At 70.5% G+C, this 17,774-nt stretch carries 18 protein-coding genes; 6 read left to right on the top strand and 12 right to left on the bottom strand.

Annotation, left to right across the window (positions count from 1 at the left end; translation table 11 throughout):
* The 3 genes from QSK10_RS23750 to QSK10_RS23740 all read right to left on the bottom strand — a co-directional run bounded on the left by QSK10_RS23750 (position 1) and on the right by QSK10_RS23740 (position 3,645).
* Complete coding sequence (locus tag QSK10_RS23750; protein ID WP_285665150.1) at positions 1 to 918, bottom strand: ABC transporter permease; 918 nt, start codon at positions 916 to 918, stop codon at positions 1 to 3.
* The gene (locus QSK10_RS23745; protein ID WP_285665149.1) at positions 911 to 1,918 is read right to left on the bottom strand and encodes an ABC transporter permease; all 1,008 of its coding nucleotides are present in this window, start codon (positions 1,916 to 1,918) and stop codon (positions 911 to 913) included. Before QSK10_RS23745 ends, QSK10_RS23750 begins: the two co-directional genes overlap by 8 nt.
* 92 nt (positions 1,919 to 2,010) lie before the next feature.
* A complete protein-coding gene (locus QSK10_RS23740) occupies positions 2,011 to 3,645 on the bottom strand; it encodes a peptide ABC transporter substrate-binding protein (protein WP_285665148.1) in 1,635 nt (544 codons plus the stop codon).
* Between the two features lie 182 nt (positions 3,646 to 3,827).
* On the opposite strand from QSK10_RS23740, the gene QSK10_RS23735 reads away from it, so the two are divergent.
* Positions 3,828 to 4,043, top strand: a complete 216-nt coding sequence (locus tag QSK10_RS23735) for a sulfurtransferase TusA family protein (protein WP_285665147.1) — start codon at positions 3,828 to 3,830, stop codon at positions 4,041 to 4,043.
* A 70-nt stretch (positions 4,044 to 4,113) separates the two neighbouring features.
* Here QSK10_RS23735 and QSK10_RS23730 read toward each other — a convergent pair whose 3' ends face one another.
* From QSK10_RS23730 to QSK10_RS23720, 3 genes are all read right to left on the bottom strand, one after another.
* A complete protein-coding gene (locus QSK10_RS23730; RefSeq protein WP_285665146.1) occupies positions 4,114 to 5,091 on the bottom strand; it encodes a carbohydrate kinase family protein in 978 nt (325 codons plus the stop codon).
* A gap of 325 nt (positions 5,092 to 5,416) precedes the next feature.
* Positions 5,417 to 5,791 (bottom strand): iron-sulfur cluster insertion protein ErpA, encoded by a 375-nt coding sequence (gene erpA, locus QSK10_RS23725; RefSeq protein WP_285665145.1) that lies wholly within the window; start codon positions 5,789 to 5,791, stop codon positions 5,417 to 5,419.
* A 132-nt stretch (positions 5,792 to 5,923) separates the two neighbouring features.
* Positions 5,924 to 7,033: a glycerate kinase family protein gene (locus QSK10_RS23720; RefSeq protein ID WP_285665144.1), complete on the bottom strand. Its 1,110-nt coding sequence runs from the start codon at positions 7,031 to 7,033 to the stop codon at positions 5,924 to 5,926.
* 104 nt (positions 7,034 to 7,137) lie between these two features.
* Here QSK10_RS23720 and nadA point away from each other — a divergent pair, with 104 nt between their 5' ends.
* The 3 genes from nadA (at position 7,138) to QSK10_RS23705 (ending at position 10,560) form a co-directional block, all read left to right on the top strand.
* Positions 7,138 to 8,307 (top strand): quinolinate synthase NadA, encoded by a 1,170-nt coding sequence (gene nadA / locus QSK10_RS23715; protein WP_285665143.1) that lies wholly within the window; start codon positions 7,138 to 7,140, stop codon positions 8,305 to 8,307.
* 68 nt (positions 8,308 to 8,375) lie between these two features.
* Entirely contained in the window at positions 8,376 to 9,707 is a 1,332-nt protein-coding gene (murA, locus tag QSK10_RS23710) for a UDP-N-acetylglucosamine 1-carboxyvinyltransferase (protein ID WP_285665142.1), read from the top strand.
* Between the two features lie 205 nt (positions 9,708 to 9,912).
* Positions 9,913 to 10,560, top strand: a complete 648-nt coding sequence (locus QSK10_RS23705; protein ID WP_285665141.1) for a DUF3043 domain-containing protein — start codon at positions 9,913 to 9,915, stop codon at positions 10,558 to 10,560.
* Here QSK10_RS23705 and QSK10_RS23700 read toward each other — a convergent pair.
* The 4 genes from QSK10_RS23700 to QSK10_RS23685 form a co-directional block, all read right to left on the bottom strand.
* Positions 10,538 to 11,494 carry a helix-turn-helix transcriptional regulator gene (locus QSK10_RS23700; RefSeq protein ID WP_285665140.1) on the bottom strand — a complete coding sequence of 319 codons (957 nt, stop codon included), beginning with the start codon at positions 11,492 to 11,494 and terminating at the stop codon, positions 10,538 to 10,540. The genes QSK10_RS23705 and QSK10_RS23700 overlap by 23 nt on opposite strands.
* A gap of 90 nt (positions 11,495 to 11,584) precedes the next feature.
* Positions 11,585 to 12,538 carry an ABC transporter ATP-binding protein gene (locus QSK10_RS23695; protein WP_285665139.1) on the bottom strand — a complete coding sequence of 318 codons (954 nt, stop codon included), beginning with the start codon at positions 12,536 to 12,538 and terminating at the stop codon, positions 11,585 to 11,587.
* The gene (locus QSK10_RS23690) at positions 12,535 to 13,353 is read right to left on the bottom strand and encodes an ABC transporter permease (RefSeq protein WP_285665138.1); all 819 of its coding nucleotides are present in this window, start codon (positions 13,351 to 13,353) and stop codon (positions 12,535 to 12,537) included. Before QSK10_RS23690 ends, QSK10_RS23695 begins: the two co-directional genes overlap by 4 nt.
* Positions 13,346 to 14,158, bottom strand: a complete 813-nt coding sequence (locus tag QSK10_RS23685) for an ABC transporter permease (RefSeq protein WP_285665137.1) — start codon at positions 14,156 to 14,158, stop codon at positions 13,346 to 13,348. The genes QSK10_RS23690 and QSK10_RS23685 overlap by 8 nt, the downstream gene beginning before the upstream one ends.
* A 234-nt stretch (positions 14,159 to 14,392) precedes the next feature.
* Between QSK10_RS23685 and QSK10_RS23680 the strand changes: the two genes are divergently transcribed.
* The gene (locus QSK10_RS23680) at positions 14,393 to 15,478 is read left to right on the top strand and encodes a WG repeat-containing protein (protein ID WP_285665136.1); all 1,086 of its coding nucleotides are present in this window, start codon (positions 14,393 to 14,395) and stop codon (positions 15,476 to 15,478) included.
* Between the two features lie 101 nt (positions 15,479 to 15,579).
* On the top strand, positions 15,580 to 16,374 hold the full coding sequence (locus QSK10_RS23675) for a polyprenol monophosphomannose synthase (RefSeq protein ID WP_285665135.1): 795 nt from the start codon (positions 15,580 to 15,582) through the stop codon (positions 16,372 to 16,374).
* Here QSK10_RS23675 and QSK10_RS23670 read toward each other — a convergent pair.
* Both QSK10_RS23670 and QSK10_RS23665 read right to left on the bottom strand, forming a co-directional pair.
* Positions 16,364 to 17,167, bottom strand: coding sequence for an alpha/beta fold hydrolase (locus tag QSK10_RS23670; RefSeq protein WP_285665134.1), 804 nt, complete (start codon positions 17,165 to 17,167; stop codon positions 16,364 to 16,366). The genes QSK10_RS23675 and QSK10_RS23670 overlap by 11 nt on opposite strands.
* Entirely contained in the window at positions 17,164 to 17,745 is a 582-nt protein-coding gene (locus tag QSK10_RS23665) for a TetR/AcrR family transcriptional regulator (protein WP_285665133.1), read from the bottom strand. Before QSK10_RS23665 ends, QSK10_RS23670 begins: the two co-directional genes overlap by 4 nt.
* Positions 17,746 to 17,774 lie beyond the last annotated feature (29 nt).

Below are 17,774 nucleotides of genomic sequence, written 5' to 3'. Positions count from 1 at the left end.
TCACTTCAGCTTCGGGTCGAGGGCGTCGCGCACGGCGTCGCCGAGGAGGGCGAAGGAGATCGTCGCCGACAGCAGGAACAGGGCGGGGATGATCAGCAGCCGCGGATGCCCGGCGAGCACCTCCGGCACGTTGTTCGAGATCATGCTGCCCCAGGTCACCGCGGGCGGCTTCAGGCCGAGACCGAGGAACGAGAGCGAGGCCTCGGCCTCGATGTAGGCGCCGATGGCCAGCGGCACCAGCGAGACGATCGGGGCCATCGCGTTGGGGAAGATGTGCCGGAACATCACCCGGGAGTCGGAGGCGCCCAGGGACTTCGCGGCCTTCACGTAGTCCAGTCCCCGCGCCTCGATGAAGCTGCCGCGGAGGATGCGGGCGCCGCCGGTCCAGCCGAACACCGTCAGCGCCAGGATCAGCGGCCAGACCGTGTCACCGGCCGAGCGCCAGATCGCCAGGATCAGGATGGCGCCCAGGACGAACGGGATGCTGTTGAACACGTCGATGGTGCGGGAGATGACCGCGTCGACCCAGCCGCCGAAGTAGCCGGCGATGGAGCCGATGACCGCGCCCAGGATGAAGGTGGTGGCGGTGGCCAGCAGACCGACCACGATGGACGGCCGCGCGCCGTAGATCGTCATCGCGAAGTAGTCGCAGCCGTACTGGTCGTAGCCGAACCAGGCGTCGGCCGACGGGGCGCCGAAGAACCGCTCCAGCTGGCAGTCGCGCGGGTCCTTGCCGGTGAACAGGCTCGGGAACGCCGCGATCAGGATGAGCAGCAGGATGACGGCCGAGCAGACCAGTACCTGCGGGCGCTTGCGCAGGTCGTGGAAGGCGTCGCTCCACAGGCCGCGGACCTTCTCCGGCCCGGCCTTCACCGGCGCCGTCGGCGGGGTCGCCTCGATGGTCTGGGTGTCACTCATAGCGGATCCTCGGGTCCAGGACGGCGTAGAGAAGGTCGATCAGCAGGCTGAAGAGCAGGTAGCAGATGACGACCAGCGAGACCACGCCGACGACGATGGGGGTGTCGTTCTGCCGTACCGCGTTGAACACGAACTGGCCGACGCCGCGGATGTTCCACAGTCCCTCGGTGATGACCGCGCCGCCGAGGGCGCCGCCCAGGGACAGGCCGATGAGCGTCACCACGGGGATCAGGGAGTTGCGCAGGGTGTGCGCGAGCAGGACGCGCCCGCCGGTGAGGCCCTTCGCCTTGGCGGTCCTGACGTGGTCGGACCGGATGTTCTCCAGCATGCTCGTGCGCATGAGGCGGGTGATGCCCGCGGTGCCGATCACGGCGAGCGCGATGCCGGGCAGGATCACCGTCAGCCAGGGATGCGCCTCGTCCCAGGACGGGCGGAAGATGATGGACAGCACGTTGTCGTCGCCGAGGTGGTCGCGCAGCCAGCCGCCGATCCACACCCCGGCCAGATATTTCAAGGCGAGCACGAACAAGAACGTCGGGACCGCGCCGGAGATGATCGTCCCGGCCCGGATCAGGTAGTCGGAGAACTTCTCCCGGCGGACCGCCGCGAGCATGCCCAGCCCGATGCCGGCGATGGCCCAGGTGGCGATGTTGATCGCGAAGACTCTCAAGGTATTGGGGACGCGCATCACCACCTGGTCGCTGACCGGGCGGAAGCGCAGGTCCTGGCCGAAGTCGCCGTTGGCGTAGCGGCCGAGGGTGTCCATGAAGTTGGACAGGCAGGGGTCGCCGACGCGCTTCAGGCAGGGGTGGTCGGTGTGGTAGCGCTCGGCCACCACCCGCAGCTGCTCCTGGGTCGGCGTGATCTGGCCGCCGAAGAAGGCGTAGGCGGGGTTGCCGTTGATCTGGATGGACAGTGAGGTCAGGTAGTGCAGCAGGAACAGCGCGAGAAAGATGGTCAGCACCGCCTGGAGCAGGCGGCGGATGACGTAACGCCCCACGGTCGCTCCTTTCCTAATGATGTCGCGCGACGGTGACCGGCGGCGTGGCCACCGGTCACCGTCGCGTCAGAGCGGAATCGTCCGTGGGGGGACTACTTGAGCTTGACCAGGCGCAGGTCGATGGCGCCCATGACCGGGTTGACCACGACGCTGGCCGGGTCGAACCGGTCGCTGTAGACGGTGGCGGACTTGGAGAAGAAGACCGGGATGCCCGGCATGTCCTCACCGAGGATCCGCTCGGCCGCCTGGTACTTCGCGACGGAGTCCTGCAGGTTCGGGGCCGCGTCGGCCTCGGCGACGGCCTTGGTGAAGGCCTCGCTCTCGTAGCCGGTGCGGGTGACCTTGGCGCCGCCGCCGTAGATCGGGACCAGGTAGTTCTCGACGTAGTTGTAGTCCGGAGACCAGCCCATGCGGAACGGGCCGTCGATCTTGTGGTCCTGGGTCAGCTGGAGGATCTTGTTCCACTCCTCCAGGTGGTACTCGTACTCGATGCCCAGGTTCTGCTTGATCTGGTCACCGACGGCCTTGACCCACTTCTCGTTGGCGCCGGAGGCCGCGGTGTTGATCCACAGCTGGAGCTTCTTGCCCGCGGGCCAGCCGCCGGCCTTGGCCAGCAGTTCCTTGGCCTTGGCGACGTCCAGCTTGCAGTAGGCGCAGGTGCCGGCCGTGGCGCCGAAGATGATCCCGGGCGGGGCGAAGGAGTCGGCCGGGGTGTAGCGGCCCTGGTAGAGGGCCTGGTTGAGCAGGTCCCGGTCGATCGCCAGGGACAGCGCCTGACGGATCTCCTTCTTGGCGAAGGTGGGGTCGTAGAGCGGGAGGCCGATGTAGCTCAGGGACGGCGACTTGACCTCAAGCATCCGCTCGCCGTACTTGGCCTTGGCGTCCTGGTACTGCTCGGTCGGGGGCGCGTCGATGTCGAGCTGGTTCGCCTCGAAGTCGGTCCAGGTCGGCGCGCCGTCGGGGAAGATCCGCCACTTGATGGTCTTGTAGGCGGGCTTGTTCCCCTGGTAGGCGTCCCACCGCTCGATGGTGAGGGCGATGTCGTGCTGCCATTCCTTGAGAGCGAACGGCCCGTTGCCGATCGGCTTCTCCTTGCAGGCGTCGATCTTCTGCATGCACTCGTCGGCCATCGGCCAGAAGACGGTGTAGCCGAGCATCGTCGGGAAGCCCGCGAACGGCGCGGTCAGCTCGACGCTGATGGTGCTGGCGTCGGTGGCCTTGAGGCCGGACAGCTCCTTGGCCTTGGGGTCGGGCGCCTTGTTCGGGCCGTCGCCGTCGGGGTCCTCGGTGGCCTTGACGTCGTCGTATCCCTTGATGCGGGAGAAGAACGACGCGCCGCCCTGGGCGTGGGGGCCGTAGGCGCCGTAGTTCCAGGCGCGCACGAAGGCGTTGGCGTCGACGGCCTCGCCGTTCTGGAACTTGGTGCCCTGCTTGACCTTGATGGTCCAGTGGATGTTGTCGGTGCTGGTGGGCACGGCCTCGGCCAGCACCGGCACGAGGTCACCGGTGTTGCTGTAGCTGAAGAGCCCGTCGTACATCATCCGGAGCACCGAGGAGCTGACCGTCTCGGTCGCGTCGGTGGTGATCATGTGGGCCGGGTCGGTGCCCTGGGCGAGGTTAATGGTGCCGTCGGTGGCACCTTCGCTGTCGGAGCCTCCGCCTGTCGAACAGGCAGTGGTCGCCAGCGCGGTGGCCACGGCGAGTGCCATGACACGCCTGATGCGCATCCTCAAGCCTCCTATTTGGTTGGTCAGCGGCACGGTCGGCATGGTCCTGGGTGGACTATGGCCGTGACCACACAGTGGCGGAGTGCGTTCCAGATTGGAAGATGTTTCACCGGACCGTTATGTATGAGAGATCAAGTCGTGCCCGGACAGGCGATTCCGTTCGGTTCGCTTAGAGTGGTGGCGTGGAGATCCTTGACTGCCGGGGGAAGCGCTGCCCGATCCCGGTGATCGAGCTGGCGAAGTGGAGCCGTTCGGCGAAGGCGGGCTCGGTGGTCCGCGTGCTGGCGGAGGATCCGGCGGCGGCGGTGGACATCCCGGCGTGGTGCCGGATGCGCGGCAAGGAGTTCGTGGGGGCGTCCGAAGTGGACGGTGTACCGGCCTTCGACGTGCGGGTTTGACCTCTTCAGGGCGTGAAAAAAGGACGCCCCGGCACAAGGCCGTGGCGTCCTTTGTGGACGGTCTAGGGCGTCACACGCCGAGGTATCCGGCGGTCTCGGCGGCGCTGGCCGGGCCGTAGGACTCGGCGAGCCGCTTGACGAAGTCGGCGCGGTCGACGGCGTACTCCTGCGTCCCGACGGTCTCCAGGACGAGGGTGGCCAGCAGGCTGCCGACCTCGGCGGCCCGGCGCAGCGGCATTCCCCACGACAGGGCGGCGAAGAACCCGGCGCGGAAGCCGTCGCCGACGCCGGTGGGGTCGTAGGCCTTGATCTCGCGGGCGACGGGGACGTGGATCGGGTCCATGCCGCGGCCGGTGATCTCCACGCCGTCCTTGCCGAGGGTGGTGACGCGGACGCGCACCAGGTCCAGGACGTCGGTGTCGCTCAGCCCGGTCTTGGACTCCAGGAGCTCGCGCTCGTACTCGTTGGTGAGCAGGAACTCCGCGCCGGTGATCATGTCGACCACGCCCTGCCCGTCGAGGCGGGCGAGCTGCTGGGAGGGGTCGGCGGCGAAGCGCAGGCCCAGGTCGCGGCACTCGGCGCTGTGCCGGAGCATCGCGGCGGGGTCGTTGGCGCACACCAGGACCAGGTCGAGGCCGCCGGCGCGCTCGTGGATGGGCGCGAGCTCGATGTTGCCGGCCTCGGCCATCGCGCCGGCGTAGAAGGACGCGATCTGGCACATGTCCTCGTCGGTGGTGCAGACGAAGCGGGCGGTGTGGGCGGTGTCGCTGACGTAGACGGAGTCGCAGTCGACGCCGTGGCCCTTGAGGTGGGCGCGGTACTCGTCGAAGTCGGCGCCGACCGCGCCGACCAGCACGGGGCTGAGGCCCAGCTGCGCCATGCCGTAGCAGATGTTGGCCGCGATGCCGCCGCGCCGCAGGACGAGGTCGTCGACGAGGAAGGACAGCGAGACCTTGTCGAGCTTGTCGGCGATGAGCTGGCCGGAGAACCGTCCGGGGAAGTGCATCAGGTGGTCGGTGGCGATCGAGCCGGTGACGGCGATCTTCATGAAGGGAGGTCCAAACGGAGGAGACGGCTGATGGGACGGCACGGGTCGGACGGTGTCGGGCCACCCGGTTTTCCGGGTGAGCGCGCCGGTACTGGTGGTACCGAAGCCGCCGAACAATATAGCCGCCGGCGACCCCCGGGTCATCGACCCGGCACGGGGTGTCGGAGGGTCACCCGAACGCGGACAGGCCCCACCCGGTCGCCCGGGTGGGGCCTGTCACCTGCGTGCACTTCGCGGCGCCGCGCGGACGAACGGTTCGCACCGCGCGTGCGCCCAAGCCGGTCGACTCGGCGGAGACTCCCCCTTTAGTGGAGGGAGGCCCTTCCTAGTGGAAGGAGTCGCCGCACGCGCAGGAGCCCTGCGCGTTGGGGTTGTCGATGGTGAAGCCCTGCGCGTCGATGCGGTCCACGAAGTCGATGGACGCGCCCAGGAGGTAGGGCACGCTCATGCGGTCCACGACCAGCTCGAAGCCGTCGTAGGCGGTCACAACATCTCCGTCGAGGGAGCGCTCGTCGAAGAAGAGCTGGTACCGCATGCCCGAGCATCCGCCGGGCTGGACGGCCACGCGCAGGCGCAGATCGTCGCGCTCTTCCTGCGCGAGCAGGTTCTTCACCTTCTCGGCGGCGTTCGCGGTGAGGGCGGCGCCGGTCGCGACCGGGGCCTCGGTGGCCTCGGTCGGCGTGGTCTCTGTACTAGTCACGTGGTTGCTCCCTGTCGACGGTTGCTATGTCCCACCGTAACGAACCACCGGCGGGGGTGGCCACATTCCCGCCTGGGGTGGCACGGATGACCGCCCCGGGTGTGTGGTGGGTCACGAGCTGGGGGAACGCGGTCAGCGCGCCCACTGCCGGGCGAGCCGTTCGGCGATGGCGCGCAGGCCCTCGGCGGGCTCGGCCATGGCCTTGTCCACCGAGCCGAAGTGCTCCACGAGCGAGTGGGTCTCCTGGACGCCGACGGCGGCGGCCTCGCGGCGCCCGACGGCGACCTGACCGGCGACCACGACGCAGGGCACGCCCCGCTCGGCGGCGGCCTCGGCGACGCCGGAGACGAGCTTGCCGCGCAGGCTCTGGAAGTCGAAGGAGCCCTCGCCGGTGATGACGAGGTCGGCGGCGTCCAGGGCGGCGTCCAGGCCGGTGGCGGCGCGCACGAGGTCGATGCCGGACTCCCGTCGCGCCCCCAGCGCGAACATCGCCGCGCCGATCCCCCCGGCGGCCCCCGCGCCCGGCAGGTCGCGGACCGCGACGCCCAGGTCGCGTTCCAGCGCGCCGGCGAAGGTCTCCAGGGCCGCGTCGAGGGCCAGGACGTCGGCGCGGTCGGCGCCCTTCTGCGGCCCGAACACGCTGGACGCCCCATGCAGCCCGAGCAGCGGGTTGTCCACGTCGGTGGCGGCGACCAGGGCCGCCCCGCGCAGCTGCGCGGTCCCGGTGACCCGCTCGCACGAGGCCAGCGCGATGCCGCCGTAGGGCAGGACCTGCCCGTCCCCGGCGACCGGTGTCACGCCGAGCGCGGTGAGCATGCCCGCGCCGCCGTCGTTGGTCGCCGAGCCGCCGAGGCCGACGACGACGGTCCGCGCGCCCGCCTCCACCGCGGCGGTGATCAGCACGCCGAGCCCGTAGGACGTCGCCCGGCGCACGTCCCGCTCACCGGCGGCGACCAGGTGCAGCCCGCAGGCCTGCGCGCTCTCCACGTAGGCGGTGTCGCCCACGAGCAGGACCTCGCCGGTCACCGGCCGCCCGAGCGGGTCGACGGTCGGCACGGGGATGCGCCGCCCGCCCAGGGCCGTCGCCAGGACCTCCACGAACCCGGGCCCGCCGTCGGCGAGGGGACGCAGGGTGATCTCACTCTCAGGCGAACCGGCCAGCCATCCGGCGGCCACCTCCCGGGCCACCTGCGGGGCGGTCAAGGTACCTGCGAACTTGTCGGGGCAGATCAGCACGCGCATGTGGCGCAGGCTACGCGTGAGGTGAGAAGCACGGCCCGCCACCCCGGTCCGGGTGGCAGCATTATTGCGGTTGTCATGTGCCTACCGATCGGAGCTGACAGGCGATGAGCGACACCTGGGCCGAGCCGGGCCCCACCGCGACGGCGTTGCTGCTGCTCGGGCGGGGAACCGACGCGGGTTCGGAAAAGGGCGTCGACTGCCCCGGCGAGCTGCCCGAGGCGAGTGACCCCGACCTGGTCGAGCGGGCCCGCGTGGCGAAGGAGAAGCTCGGTTCCTCCGTCTTCATCCTCGGCCACCACTACCAGCGCGACGAGGTCATCCAGTTCGCCGACGTGACCGGCGACTCCTTCAAGCTGGCGCAGCAGGCCGCGGCGCGGCCCGACGCCGAGCACATCGTGTTCTGCGGCGTGCACTTCATGGCCGAGTCCGCCGACATCCTCACCAAGGACCACCAGAAGGTGATCCTGCCCGACCTGGCCGCCGGCTGCTCCATGGCGGACATGGCCGTCCTCACCCAGGTCGAGAAGGCGTGGGAGCTGTTCACCGACCTCGGCATCGCCGGCGACACCGTCCCGGTGACCTACATGAACTCCTCGGCCGACATCAAGGGCTTCGTGGGCCGCAACGGTGGCGTGGTCTGCACCTCCTCCAACGCCCAGCGCGCGCTGGAGTGGTCCTACGCGAAGGGCTCGAAGGTCTTCTTCCTTCCCGACCAGCACCTGGGCCGCAACACCGTCGTGCGTGAGATGGGCTTCAGTCTCGACGACTGTGTCCTGTACAACCCGCACAAGCCCAATGGCGGCCTCACCGACGAGCAGCTGCGGGACGCGAAGATCATCCTGTGGAAGGGCCACTGCTCCGTGCACGGGCGGTTCAGCCTGGACTGCGTGACCGAGGTGCGCGAGCGCGTCCCCGGGGTCAATGTCCTGGTTCACCCCGAATGCAAGCACGAAGTGGTCGAAGCGGCCGACTACGTCGGTTCCACCGAGTACATCATCAAGGCCCTCGACGCCGCCGAGCCCGGCTCCTCGTGGGCCATCGGCACCGAGCTGAATCTGGTGCGGCGCCTGGCGAACGCCCATCCCGACAAGAACGTCATGTTCCTCGACCGCACGGTCTGCTACTGCTCCACGATGAACCGCATCGACCTCCCGCACCTGATCTGGACGCTGGAGGAGCTGGTCGCCGGGCGCGTCCCGAATCAGATCACTGTGGACGGTGACACGGCACACTACGCCAGGGTCGCGCTGGACCAGATGCTGGCGCTGCCCTAACCGCTTCGATATCTGCCCGTTATGCTCGCTTGCTGGCGCTGTCGGACACATGCCTGAAGGAGCGAGTGTTGAAGGAAGACGTGCTCGTCGTGCACGGCGGGACCCCGCTTCGCGGTGAGATCCGGGTCCGCGGCGCGAAGAACCTGGTCTCGAAGGCCATGGTCGCCGCCGTGCTCGGCGAGACGGCCTCGACCCTGTACGACGTCCCGGCCATCTCGGACGTCGAGATCGTCACCGGCCTGCTGGAGGCGCACGGCGTGCGCGTCTCCACCGGGCCGGAGGGCGAGCTGGTCATGGACCCCGCGAACGTGACGCGCGCCGCGGTGGACGAGATCAACGTCCACGCCGGTTCCTCGCGCATCCCGATCCTGTTCTGCGGTCCCCTGCTGCACCGCCTGGGGCACGCGTTCATCCCCGACCTGGGCGGCTGCAAGATCGGCGACCGGCCGATCGACTTCCACATCCAGGCCCTGCGCGAGTTCGGCGCGGTGGTCGACAAGCGTCCCGACGGGCTGCACCTGTCGGCGCCGCAGCGGCTGCGCGGCATCAAGTACGAGCTGGAGTACCCCTCGGTGGGCTCCACCGAGCAGGTCCTGCTCACCGCGGTGCTCGCCGACGGCGTGACCGAGCTGCGCAACGCGGCCGTCGAGCCGGAGATCATCGACCTCATCTGCGTCCTGCAGAAGATGGGCGCGATCATCAAGGTGCACACCGACCGGGTCATCGAGATCCAGGGCGTGGACCGGCTGACCGGCTACTCCCACCGCCCCATCCCGGACCGCATCGAGGCGGCCAGCTGGGGCGCGGCGGCGCTGGCCACGCACGGCGAGATCTTCGTGCGCGGCGCCAAGCAGGCCGACATGATGACGTTCCTGAACGTGTACCGCTCGGTGGGCGGCGCGTTCTCGGTGGACGACTCCCCCGTCGGCGGCGGCATCCGCTTCTGGCACCCCGGCGGCGAGCTCCAGCCGGTCGCGCTGGAGACCGACGTCCACCCCGGGCTGATGACCGACTGGCAGCAGCCGCTCGTGGTGGCGCTGACCCAGGCGCGCGGGCTGTCGATCGTGCACGAGACGGTCTACGAGCGCCGCTTCGGGTACACCACCGAGCTCAACCAGATGGGCGCCAACATCCAGCTGTACTCGGAGTGCCTGGGCGGCACGCCGTGCCGCTGGGGACGCCGGAACTTCCTGCACTCGGCGGTCATCGCCGGCCCGAGCAAGCTGCACGCGGCCGACCTCCAGATCCCCGACCTGCGCGCCGGGTTCAGCCACCTCATCGCGGCCCTGGCCGCCGAGGGCACCTCGCGGGTGTACGGCGTGGACCGCTACATCTCGCGCGGGTACGAGAACTTCGACGGCAAGCTCGAAGCGCTCGGGGCCCGGACAGAGCGGCCGTAGGCCGCAAATAAACAGGGTGGCCGCCTAAGCCGTAGGCCGCGGAGCGGCAGAGCGGCAGAGCGTCCGTAGATCACGAAGCGAGGAGAGGGACGGCCCCCGGGTCGTCCCTCTCGCGTTTTGCACGGGGCGTCCACGCGACCTATCTCTCTGTGTCAACGGTCCCGTGGGTGCGGTACCGGGAACCGCCCTCGGCTATCCTTCCGGGGTGTCTTCCCTGTTCCGCCGCTCCGACAAAAAGGACGAGCCCGTGACCGAGACCGAGACCGCCGCCACCGACGAAGGTGCGAAGAGGTCCAGCGGGTCCGGCCGGGACAAGGCCGCGCCCACGCCCAAACGCGGCACCGGCAAACGCGGCCCGTACGTCCCTCCGCCCACCAACCGGAAGGACGCCGCCGTCCGCCGCAAGGAGAAGGCGAAGCAGGAACGGGGCGAGCAGCGCGCCCAGCGCGCCGAGATCCAGGCGGGCCTCGACCGGGGCGACCCGGCCTTCGACAAGTACCACATGCCGCGCGACCGGGGCCCCGAGCGGCGCCTGGCCCGCGACGTCGTGGACAGCCGCCGCACCATCAGCCAGTGGTTCTTCCTGATCGTGCTGATCGTGCTGGTCACCAGCCAGCCGGGCATGCTGCCGATCGTGAAGACGGTCTCCACCGGCGTGTGGGTGTTCATGCTGCTGGCCTTCATCCTGGAGGCGACCCTCACCTGCCGCAAGGTCGGCAAGCTGGTGAAGGAGCGCGTCCCCAAGAGCACGGTGAAGAAGCCGGGCCTCTACTGGTACGTGTGCATGCGGCTGATCATGGTCCGCAAGCTGCGCATGCCGCGCCCGCTGGTCAAGCCGGGCGACAAGATCTAGAAGCAGCGAGCAGCCGCGTCCCGAGTTCTTCGAGGAACGCGGCCAGCTCGGGCGGTTCGCGGACCTCGAAGGGCACGCCCAGCAGGGCCAGCCGCACCGCGAGCCAGTCCAGCGCGTCCCCGCCGGTGGTGAGCAGCGTGCGCTCCTCCCCCAGCGGCGCCAAGACGCCGGTGTCCTCCGCGAGGAGGGCACCGGCGTCTTTCACGTTCACGTGCAGCACGACCACCGCCTTGTGCCGGGCGCGGGCGCCGTGGATCGACTCGGCGACGAAGGCCGCGGCGTCCACCGGCGGTTCGCGTCCATCGACGCGGGCGCCGGTGCGGAACACCCCTCCGACCCGGTCGAGGCGGAAGCTGCGCCACCCGTCCCGGTCCAGGTCGTAGGCGACCAGGTACCACCGCGAGCCCGTCCCCACCAGCCGGTGCGGCTCGGCGTGGCGCTCGCCGGGCCCGGCGTCCCGGCCGGTGTAGCCGAAACGGACGCGCTCGCCGCCGCGCACCGCGATGGCCAGTTCCGCCATGACCTCCGGGTCGACGTGCACGGCCTCGGGCGCACCCCCGCGCCGGATGCCGACGAGCGCCTCGGTGGCGTCGCGCACCGCGCGGACCCGGCGGCTCAGCCGGGCGGGCAGGACCTGCGCCAGTTTCGCCAGGGCCCGCTGGGACGCCTCGTCCTCGGGACGCAGCGCGGCGGCGATGGCGACGGCCTCGTCGTCGTCCAGCAGCAGCGGCGGCATCGCGGTGCCCGCGACCAGTCGGTACCCGCCGTGCGTACCCAGGTTCGCCTCGACGGGGTAGCCGAGCTCGCGCAGGCGCTCCACGTCGCGGCGGACGGTGCGCAGCGAGACCGCCAGGTCGGCGGCGAGCTCGGGCCCGGTCCAGGCGCGGCCGGTCTGGAGGAGGGAGAGCAGGCGGAGGAGCCGCACGTCGTTCATGTCGCCATTCTGGGCGGGAATGGTGCCGGGATGTGGCCGCTTTCGCCCGGCGCCGCCGCGCCCGTCCACCAACGGGCGCGGCGGCGGGTCTCAGGCCGGGGTGGTCGCGTACAGGCGGGCGATGACGTCCTCGATGTCGGGTTCGAGGACGGACACGTCGCGCAGTTCGACGGTGGTGGCGAGGCGGGCGATGAGGGTTCCGGCGGTGTCGTGTTCGCCTTTGAGGGCGAAGGTGACGCGGCGGGGGTCCTCGGGGTCGATCTCGCCGTCGGGGCCGGTCCAGGGTTCGGCGAAGTCGACCACGACGCGGCGGTGGGAGCCGTGGCGGCCGTGGAGTTCTTCGAGGGTGCCGTCGTGGACGACGCGGCCGTGGTCGATGACGACGAGGCGTTTGCAGAGGCGCTCGATGTCGGCGAGGTCGTGGGTGGTGAGGACGATGGTGGTGTCGCCGCGTTCGCCGGTCTCCTCCAGGAAGGCGCGGACGGCCTGCTTGCTGACCACGTCGAGGCCGATGGTCGGCTCGTCGAGGAAGAGGATCTCGGGGCCGTGGAGGAGGGCGGCGGTGAGTTCGCCGCGCATGCGCTGGCCGAGGGAGAGCTGGCGTACGGGGGTGTCGGCGAACTCGTCGAGGTCGAGCATGTCGCGGCACATCTTCAGGCGGGCGGCGTGTTCGGCGGCGGGGACGCCGAAGACGTGCCGCAGGAGGTCGAAGGACTCGCGCAGGGGCAGGTCCCACCACAGGACCGAGCGCTGCCCGAAGACGACGCCGATGCGGCGGGTCAGTTCGACGCGTTGCGGGACGGGCTTGAGGCCGCAGACCTCGACCTCGCCGGCGCTGGGGGTGAGGATGCCGGTGAGCATCTTGAGGGTGGTGGACTTCCCGGCGCCGTTGGGGCCGATGTAGCCGATCATCTCGCCGCGCTCGATGCGCAGGTCGACGCCGTCGACGGCCGAGACGGTGGTCTTGACGCGGGTGAAGCGGCCGGTCTTCTTGCGGACGGTGAAGTCCTTGCGCAGGCCGGTGGCCGAGACGACGGTGCTCATGATCCGGCTCCCTTGTAGTGGCGGAGGCCGACGCGCCAGATGGCGGCGGCGATGAGTGCGGCGGCGGTGGCGACGACGGGCCCGCCCCAGACGAACCAGGGCGGCAGGCCGAGCGGGTCGGGCACGCCGAGGAGCCCGAGGACGGGGTAGTAGGAGACGAACCCGAAGCCGAGGGCGTAGGCGAAGATCCGCCGGAAGGCGCCCTGGTAGATGTTCGAGGGGTAGGTGGTGAAGTCGCGCCCGCCGTAGGTGAAGGAGTGCGCGAACTGACCGGCGTCGATCCACCAGAAGGCGACGCTGGCGCCGATGACGAACACCGAGGAGAAGAACACCGTGGCGCACACCGGTGTGATCACCGCCAGCAGGACGCGCCAGGCGGTCCAGTCGATGTCGTTGACGGTGAGCATCGTGGTCAGCAGGCCGGTGGCGAACAGGACGCGCCCGATGCGGCGGGGCGCGAAGTCCAGGACCAGCAGCTGCCCCATCGCCGAGAGGGGCCGGGTGAGGACGGCGTCCAGCAGGCCGGTGCGGACGTAGAAGGACAGCCGCTCGATGTTGCCGACGGTCAGGTCGGCCAGCGCGAAGGCGAAGGCGGTGAAGGCGCCGATGAGCAGGACCTGGCGCTGGCTGAACCCGCCCAGGGTGGGCGTGACGTGGAAGGTCACCAGGACGGTGACGATGTCGAGGACGGTGAACACCGTCTGGCTGGTCACGTCCAGCGCGAAGGAGGTCCGGTACTGGACGATGCTGCGGACCTGCGCGGTCAGCATGCGGGTGTACGGCCGCGCCTCGTCCACTCCCCTTTTCTCAGCCACCCTGGATCACCAGCTTCCGGGTCGCGCGCGTCTGGACGAGGTGCGCCAGCGCGAGGATCGCCACCGCCCAGGCCGCCTGGACCAGCAGGCGCAGCAGCTGCCCGCCGAGGCCGCCGCGTTCGACGTAGATGTCGATGGGGGTCTGGATCATCGACGGGAACGGCGTGGCGTACTGGAGGACCGCCGCGATCCAGCCGGGCATGAACGCGATCGGGAAGTACATGCCCGACAGGACGCCGGAGCAGGCCAGCCACACCGTCATCGCGCCGCGCACGTCCAGCAGCCAGAACGAGGTCAGGTTCACCAGGTAGCGGCAGCCGAAGCAGACCACCACGGCCAGCGCGGTGCTGACGAGGGTGATCGGGTAGGTCGCGGGGGCGTGCGGGAAGTAGAAGGGGAAGAAGATCGCGCCGAAGGCGATGGGCACGAGCATGCGGACCAGGAAGTTGTACCCGGCGCGGCCGAGGTCGGTGGCCAGGTAGGTCCACAGCGGGTTGACGGGGCGGAGCAGGTCGGCGACCACGTCGCCGGTGCGGACGCGGTCCGACAGCTCCGTCCAGCCCCACAGCATGACCACGGTGAGCAGGCCCTGCCCGAACCAGACGTAGGAGCTGAGCTGGGCGAGGTCGTAGCCGGCGACGGCGCCGGCCGCGCCGACGGTGGTGGCCAGCAGGACGTAGTAGCGCAGGAGCCCGAAGACCATGTTCGTGGTGAGACCGGCGATGGTCGCCTGCCGGTAGGTGGAGAACCGCCGGAACCCGGCGCGCGCCAGCGCGGCACCGGTGCGGAGGGCATGGTCGGCCAATAGGGCTCCCTGGATGGGTTCTGGTGGAGGTCCACGAGTCCAGGCGGGCACGGCGGCTCGCGAGTCCAGGGCGCGGAGGGAGGACTCTACACCGGCACCACCGGCCGTCACAGTCCTGTATCGCCCGGGACCAGATCTTTCGCTACTGGATCCGGCATGGCAAAGTAGGCGCCAGCGGACGCGCGGTGGGCGTCGGCTGGGTCCAACGGTTCAGTGGTCGACAACGGAATCCAGATGACGGAAACGGCAGGCTTGGCGAGGGCGCTGCAGCGCGCCACCATGCGGTTCGACCCGAACACGCTGCGGGAGTACGTCGACGACACCGAATCCCTCTGGGCCATCCGCGAGGAGATGACGGCGCGGTTCCCGACGCTGCACCTGGACGTCGACCGGGCCCGGCTGCTCGGTCTCAAAGTGGTCGCCTCGCGCCTGCTCGGCGACTTCGAGGCCGCCATGTCCGACGGGAAGCAGGCCCTGGAACTGGCCGAGTCCACCGGACGGGACCTCCTGATCGCGCCCGCGCGGGCGCGGCTGGCGCGCGTCCACGCCTGGCGGCAGGAGTTCGAGGAGGCCGACCGGCTCTTCGCGATGGCCGAGGCCGGTGAGCTGCCGCGCGGGCTGATCGCGTCGGTGCGGCTGCACGCGGGCCTGTCCTGCATCGCGCAGGGACGCCTCATCGAGGCGCTCATCCACCTGGAGCGGGCCCTGGACGACAGCTCCGGCGACGAGTGGTTCACCTCGATCGCCGAGTACGCCCTGGACGCCTCGCACCGCCGCGCCGGGGCCTACGGCTTCGGGCCGCGGCCGCGGTCCTGGGCCGAACGCGCCGGTCACCCCGCGCCCCGCCCGTTCCGGGACCGCGACACCGGCCGCTACGGCTTCAAGGACGCCGAGGGCCGCGCGGTGATCGTCTCGGCCTTCGAGCGGGTCGGCGACTTCCGCGGCGGCGTGGCGACCGTCCAGCGCAACGGCCTGTGGGGGGCCATCACCCGCGAGGGGCGCACGGTCGTGCCGTTCCTGTACGACGAGATGCGCACCGAGATGCCCGACGGGCGCTCGGTCGAGGGTTTCGTGGACGGCGTGGTCGGCGTCGACCGGCGCGGCGGCAAGGGCGCGGTGGACCGGACGGGGCGGCTGGTCGTCCCGCCGCACTACCGGCAGGTGGTCTGCCACCCGGGCGGGTTCGCCGTCTGCTCCACCTACGGGCAGTGGGGCGCCATCGACCGCGACGGCCAGGAGATCCTGCCCGAGCGCTACCGCAAGGAGCAGGTGCTGTCCCGCCTGGAGTCCTTCATCGTGGTGGACAACGGCCCGCTGTAACCGATCCGCGAGCCGGTTTGCCGCTGCCGCTATAGTGAGCAACTCCCGGTGACGACCCTTTTGCCCGGGACCAGCCGAGGAAGCCGACGGAAGGCGATGACGTGACCGCTTCCCTTGTGGAGTCGCCCCGGGCGAGCGCCCGGGAGCTGCCCGCCGACTGGGCGGCGACGCCGATCGCGGTCGTGGTCCCCACGTACAACGAGTCGGGGAACCTGCCCACGCTGGTCGAGCGGGTCTTCGCGCTGGGGCTGCCGAACCTGCGGCTGATCATCGTCGACGACAACTCGCCCGACGGCACCGGGCGGCTGGCCGATGAGCTGGCCGAGGCCCGCAACGCCGAGCGGGAGGGCGCGATGGTCGTCGTGCACCGCGAGGTGAAGGACGGCATCGGGCGCGCGCACATGACCGGCATGCGCGAGGCGATGTCGCGGGGCGACGAGTACGTCGTGCAGATGGACGGGGACCTGTCGCACCCGCCGGAGATCATCCCGCAGATGCTGGGGACGATGCGCGCCACCGGCGCGGGCCTGGTGATCGGCAGCCGCTACATCCCGGGCGGTTCGGTCTCGGAGAACTGGAACCTGTACCGGCGGTCGCTGTCGCGCGGGGCGTCGATCTACGTGAACGCGATCCTGCGGACCCGGATCCGTGACACCACCGGCGGTTTCAAGCTGTGGCACGCCTCGGCGCTGGAGTCGATCGACCTGGACAAGGTCCGCAGCACCGGGTTCAGCTTCCAGATCGAGATGAACCACCGCGCGTTCAAGGCGGGGGTGAAGATCCTGGAGATCCCGATCCACTTCGACGAGCGGCTCACCGGGGTCTCCAAGATCACCATGAAGATCCAGCTTGAGGGCCTGTGGGTCCCGTGGCGGCTGCTGACCGCTAAGAAGTAGCGATCAGCGCCTCGCGCAGGATCCGGGCGGAGCCGGCGACGTCCTGGATGTAGCCGACGTGCCCGCCGGGGAACTCCAGGACGGTGGTGCCCAGCCGGTCGGCGAGCGCGTCCACCGGGCGGCGGATCGGCTTGCCGCGCGAGTCCTCGCCCGCGGCGAGGGTGAGGCGGGTGGTGTCGAGGGCGGCCACGTCCAGGTCGTGCGAGCTGTAGGGGACGAGGATCTCGCCGAGGAAGATTCGGGTCTGGGCCATCATGCGCGCCATCCGGGGCGGGACCTCCGCGGGCGGCTCGCCGCCGGGAGGCCGGTGCTCGCCGAGTCCCTCGGCCATGCGGGTCATCGCGGCTTCGACGCCGTCGGACAGGAAGGCGTCGCGGACCTGGGGGAACAGTGCGCGCATGGGGTCGTCTCCGGGCAGCATCCGCACGAGCGGGGGTTCGTGGGCGATGAGGCGGCGGACGCGGCCGGGGTGCGCGGCCAGCATCGCCAGCGCGGCGATCGCGCCGGAGCTGCCGGCGAAGACGTAGGCGGGCTCGCCGGGCGAGTGGGCGTCCAGGACCCGGACCAGGTCGGCGGCCTGCGCCTCGGGCGAGTGCGTGAAGGGCTCGGCGGGGCTGCGCACGAAACCGCGCGGGTCGTAGCGCACCACCGTGAAGTCGCCGGTGAGGTGCGGGACGAGGCCGTCGAAGACCTCGGCGTCGGCGCCGCCCCCGGCGACCAGCAGCAGGACGGGGCCGGTGCCGTCGGCCTCGATGTGGAGGACGTCGTCGTGGACGGTGGTGCGGGTGCTCATTGTTCTTCCTTACTGAGGTGCCAGTTGGTGAGGGTGAAGTGCAGTGCGTCCACGGCGCGGTCCCAGGAGGCCGAGACGTCGCGGCCGTGCAGGAACGCGCCGTTGACCTCCAGGTCGGCGAAGCCGTGGAAGAAGCCGCGCAGCAGGCGCACGGCGTCGGTCTCGTCGATCTCGTCGAGGCCGTAGGCGCGCAGGAGGGCCCGGGTGAGCGCGATGGTGCGGGCGGGCGCGTCGGTCGAGGCGAGCATTTCGGGGTCCAGCTGCGTGCGGGTGGCGGCGTAGCGGCCGGGGTGGTCGACGGCGAAGGAGCGGTAGGCGGCGGCGAAGGCGGCCAGCGCGTCCTTGCCGGCGCGTCCGGCCACGGCGGCGGCGATGCGGTCGGCGAACTCGCCGATGGCGAGCACGGCGACGCGGGCGCGCAGGTCGGCGAGGTTGCGGACGTGGGAGTAGAGGCTGGCGTCGCGGACGTCGAGCCGCCTCGCGAGGCCGCTGACGGTGAGGTGGTCGAAGCCTGCCTCGTCGGCCAGGTCGGCGGCCGCCGCGACGACTTTCTCGGTACTGAGACCGGCGCGTGCCATGGGCGCGTCCTTTCCTAGGAGATCTAGGT

The organism is Actinorhabdospora filicis (genome assembly GCF_030269765.1).
GTDB lineage: Bacteria > Actinomycetota > Actinomycetes > Mycobacteriales > Micromonosporaceae > Actinorhabdospora > Actinorhabdospora filicis.
This window is presented reverse-complemented; position numbering and strand designations above follow the sequence as displayed.

What these genes read in the sequence shown, in the direction of transcription:
- QSK10_RS23750 (WP_285665150.1), bottom strand. Translation starts at nt 918, where the DNA reads ATGAGTGACACCCAGACCATCGAGGCGACCCCGCCGACGGCGCCGGTG.
- QSK10_RS23740 (WP_285665148.1), bottom strand. Translation starts at nt 3,645, where the DNA reads ATGCGCATCAGGCGTGTCATGGCACTCGCCGTGGCCACCGCGCTGGCG.
- QSK10_RS23730 (WP_285665146.1), bottom strand. Translation starts at nt 5,091, where the DNA reads ATGAAGATCGCCGTCACCGGCTCGATCGCCACCGACCACCTGATGCAC.
- QSK10_RS23720 (WP_285665144.1), bottom strand. Translation starts at nt 7,033, where the DNA reads ATGCGCGTGCTGATCTGCCCCGACAAGTTCGCAGGTACCTTGACCGCC.
- nadA (WP_285665143.1), top strand. Translation starts at nt 7,138, where the DNA reads ATGAGCGACACCTGGGCCGAGCCGGGCCCCACCGCGACGGCGTTGCTG.
- QSK10_RS23700 (WP_285665140.1), bottom strand. Translation starts at nt 11,494, where the DNA reads ATGAACGACGTGCGGCTCCTCCGCCTGCTCTCCCTCCTCCAGACCGGC.
- QSK10_RS23695 (WP_285665139.1), bottom strand. Translation starts at nt 12,538, where the DNA reads ATGAGCACCGTCGTCTCGGCCACCGGCCTGCGCAAGGACTTCACCGTC.
- QSK10_RS23680 (WP_285665136.1), top strand. Translation starts at nt 14,393, where the DNA reads ATGACGGAAACGGCAGGCTTGGCGAGGGCGCTGCAGCGCGCCACCATG.
- QSK10_RS23670 (WP_285665134.1), bottom strand. Translation starts at nt 17,167, where the DNA reads ATGAGCACCCGCACCACCGTCCACGACGACGTCCTCCACATCGAGGCC.
- QSK10_RS23665 (WP_285665133.1), bottom strand. Translation starts at nt 17,745, where the DNA reads ATGGCACGCGCCGGTCTCAGTACCGAGAAAGTCGTCGCGGCGGCCGCC.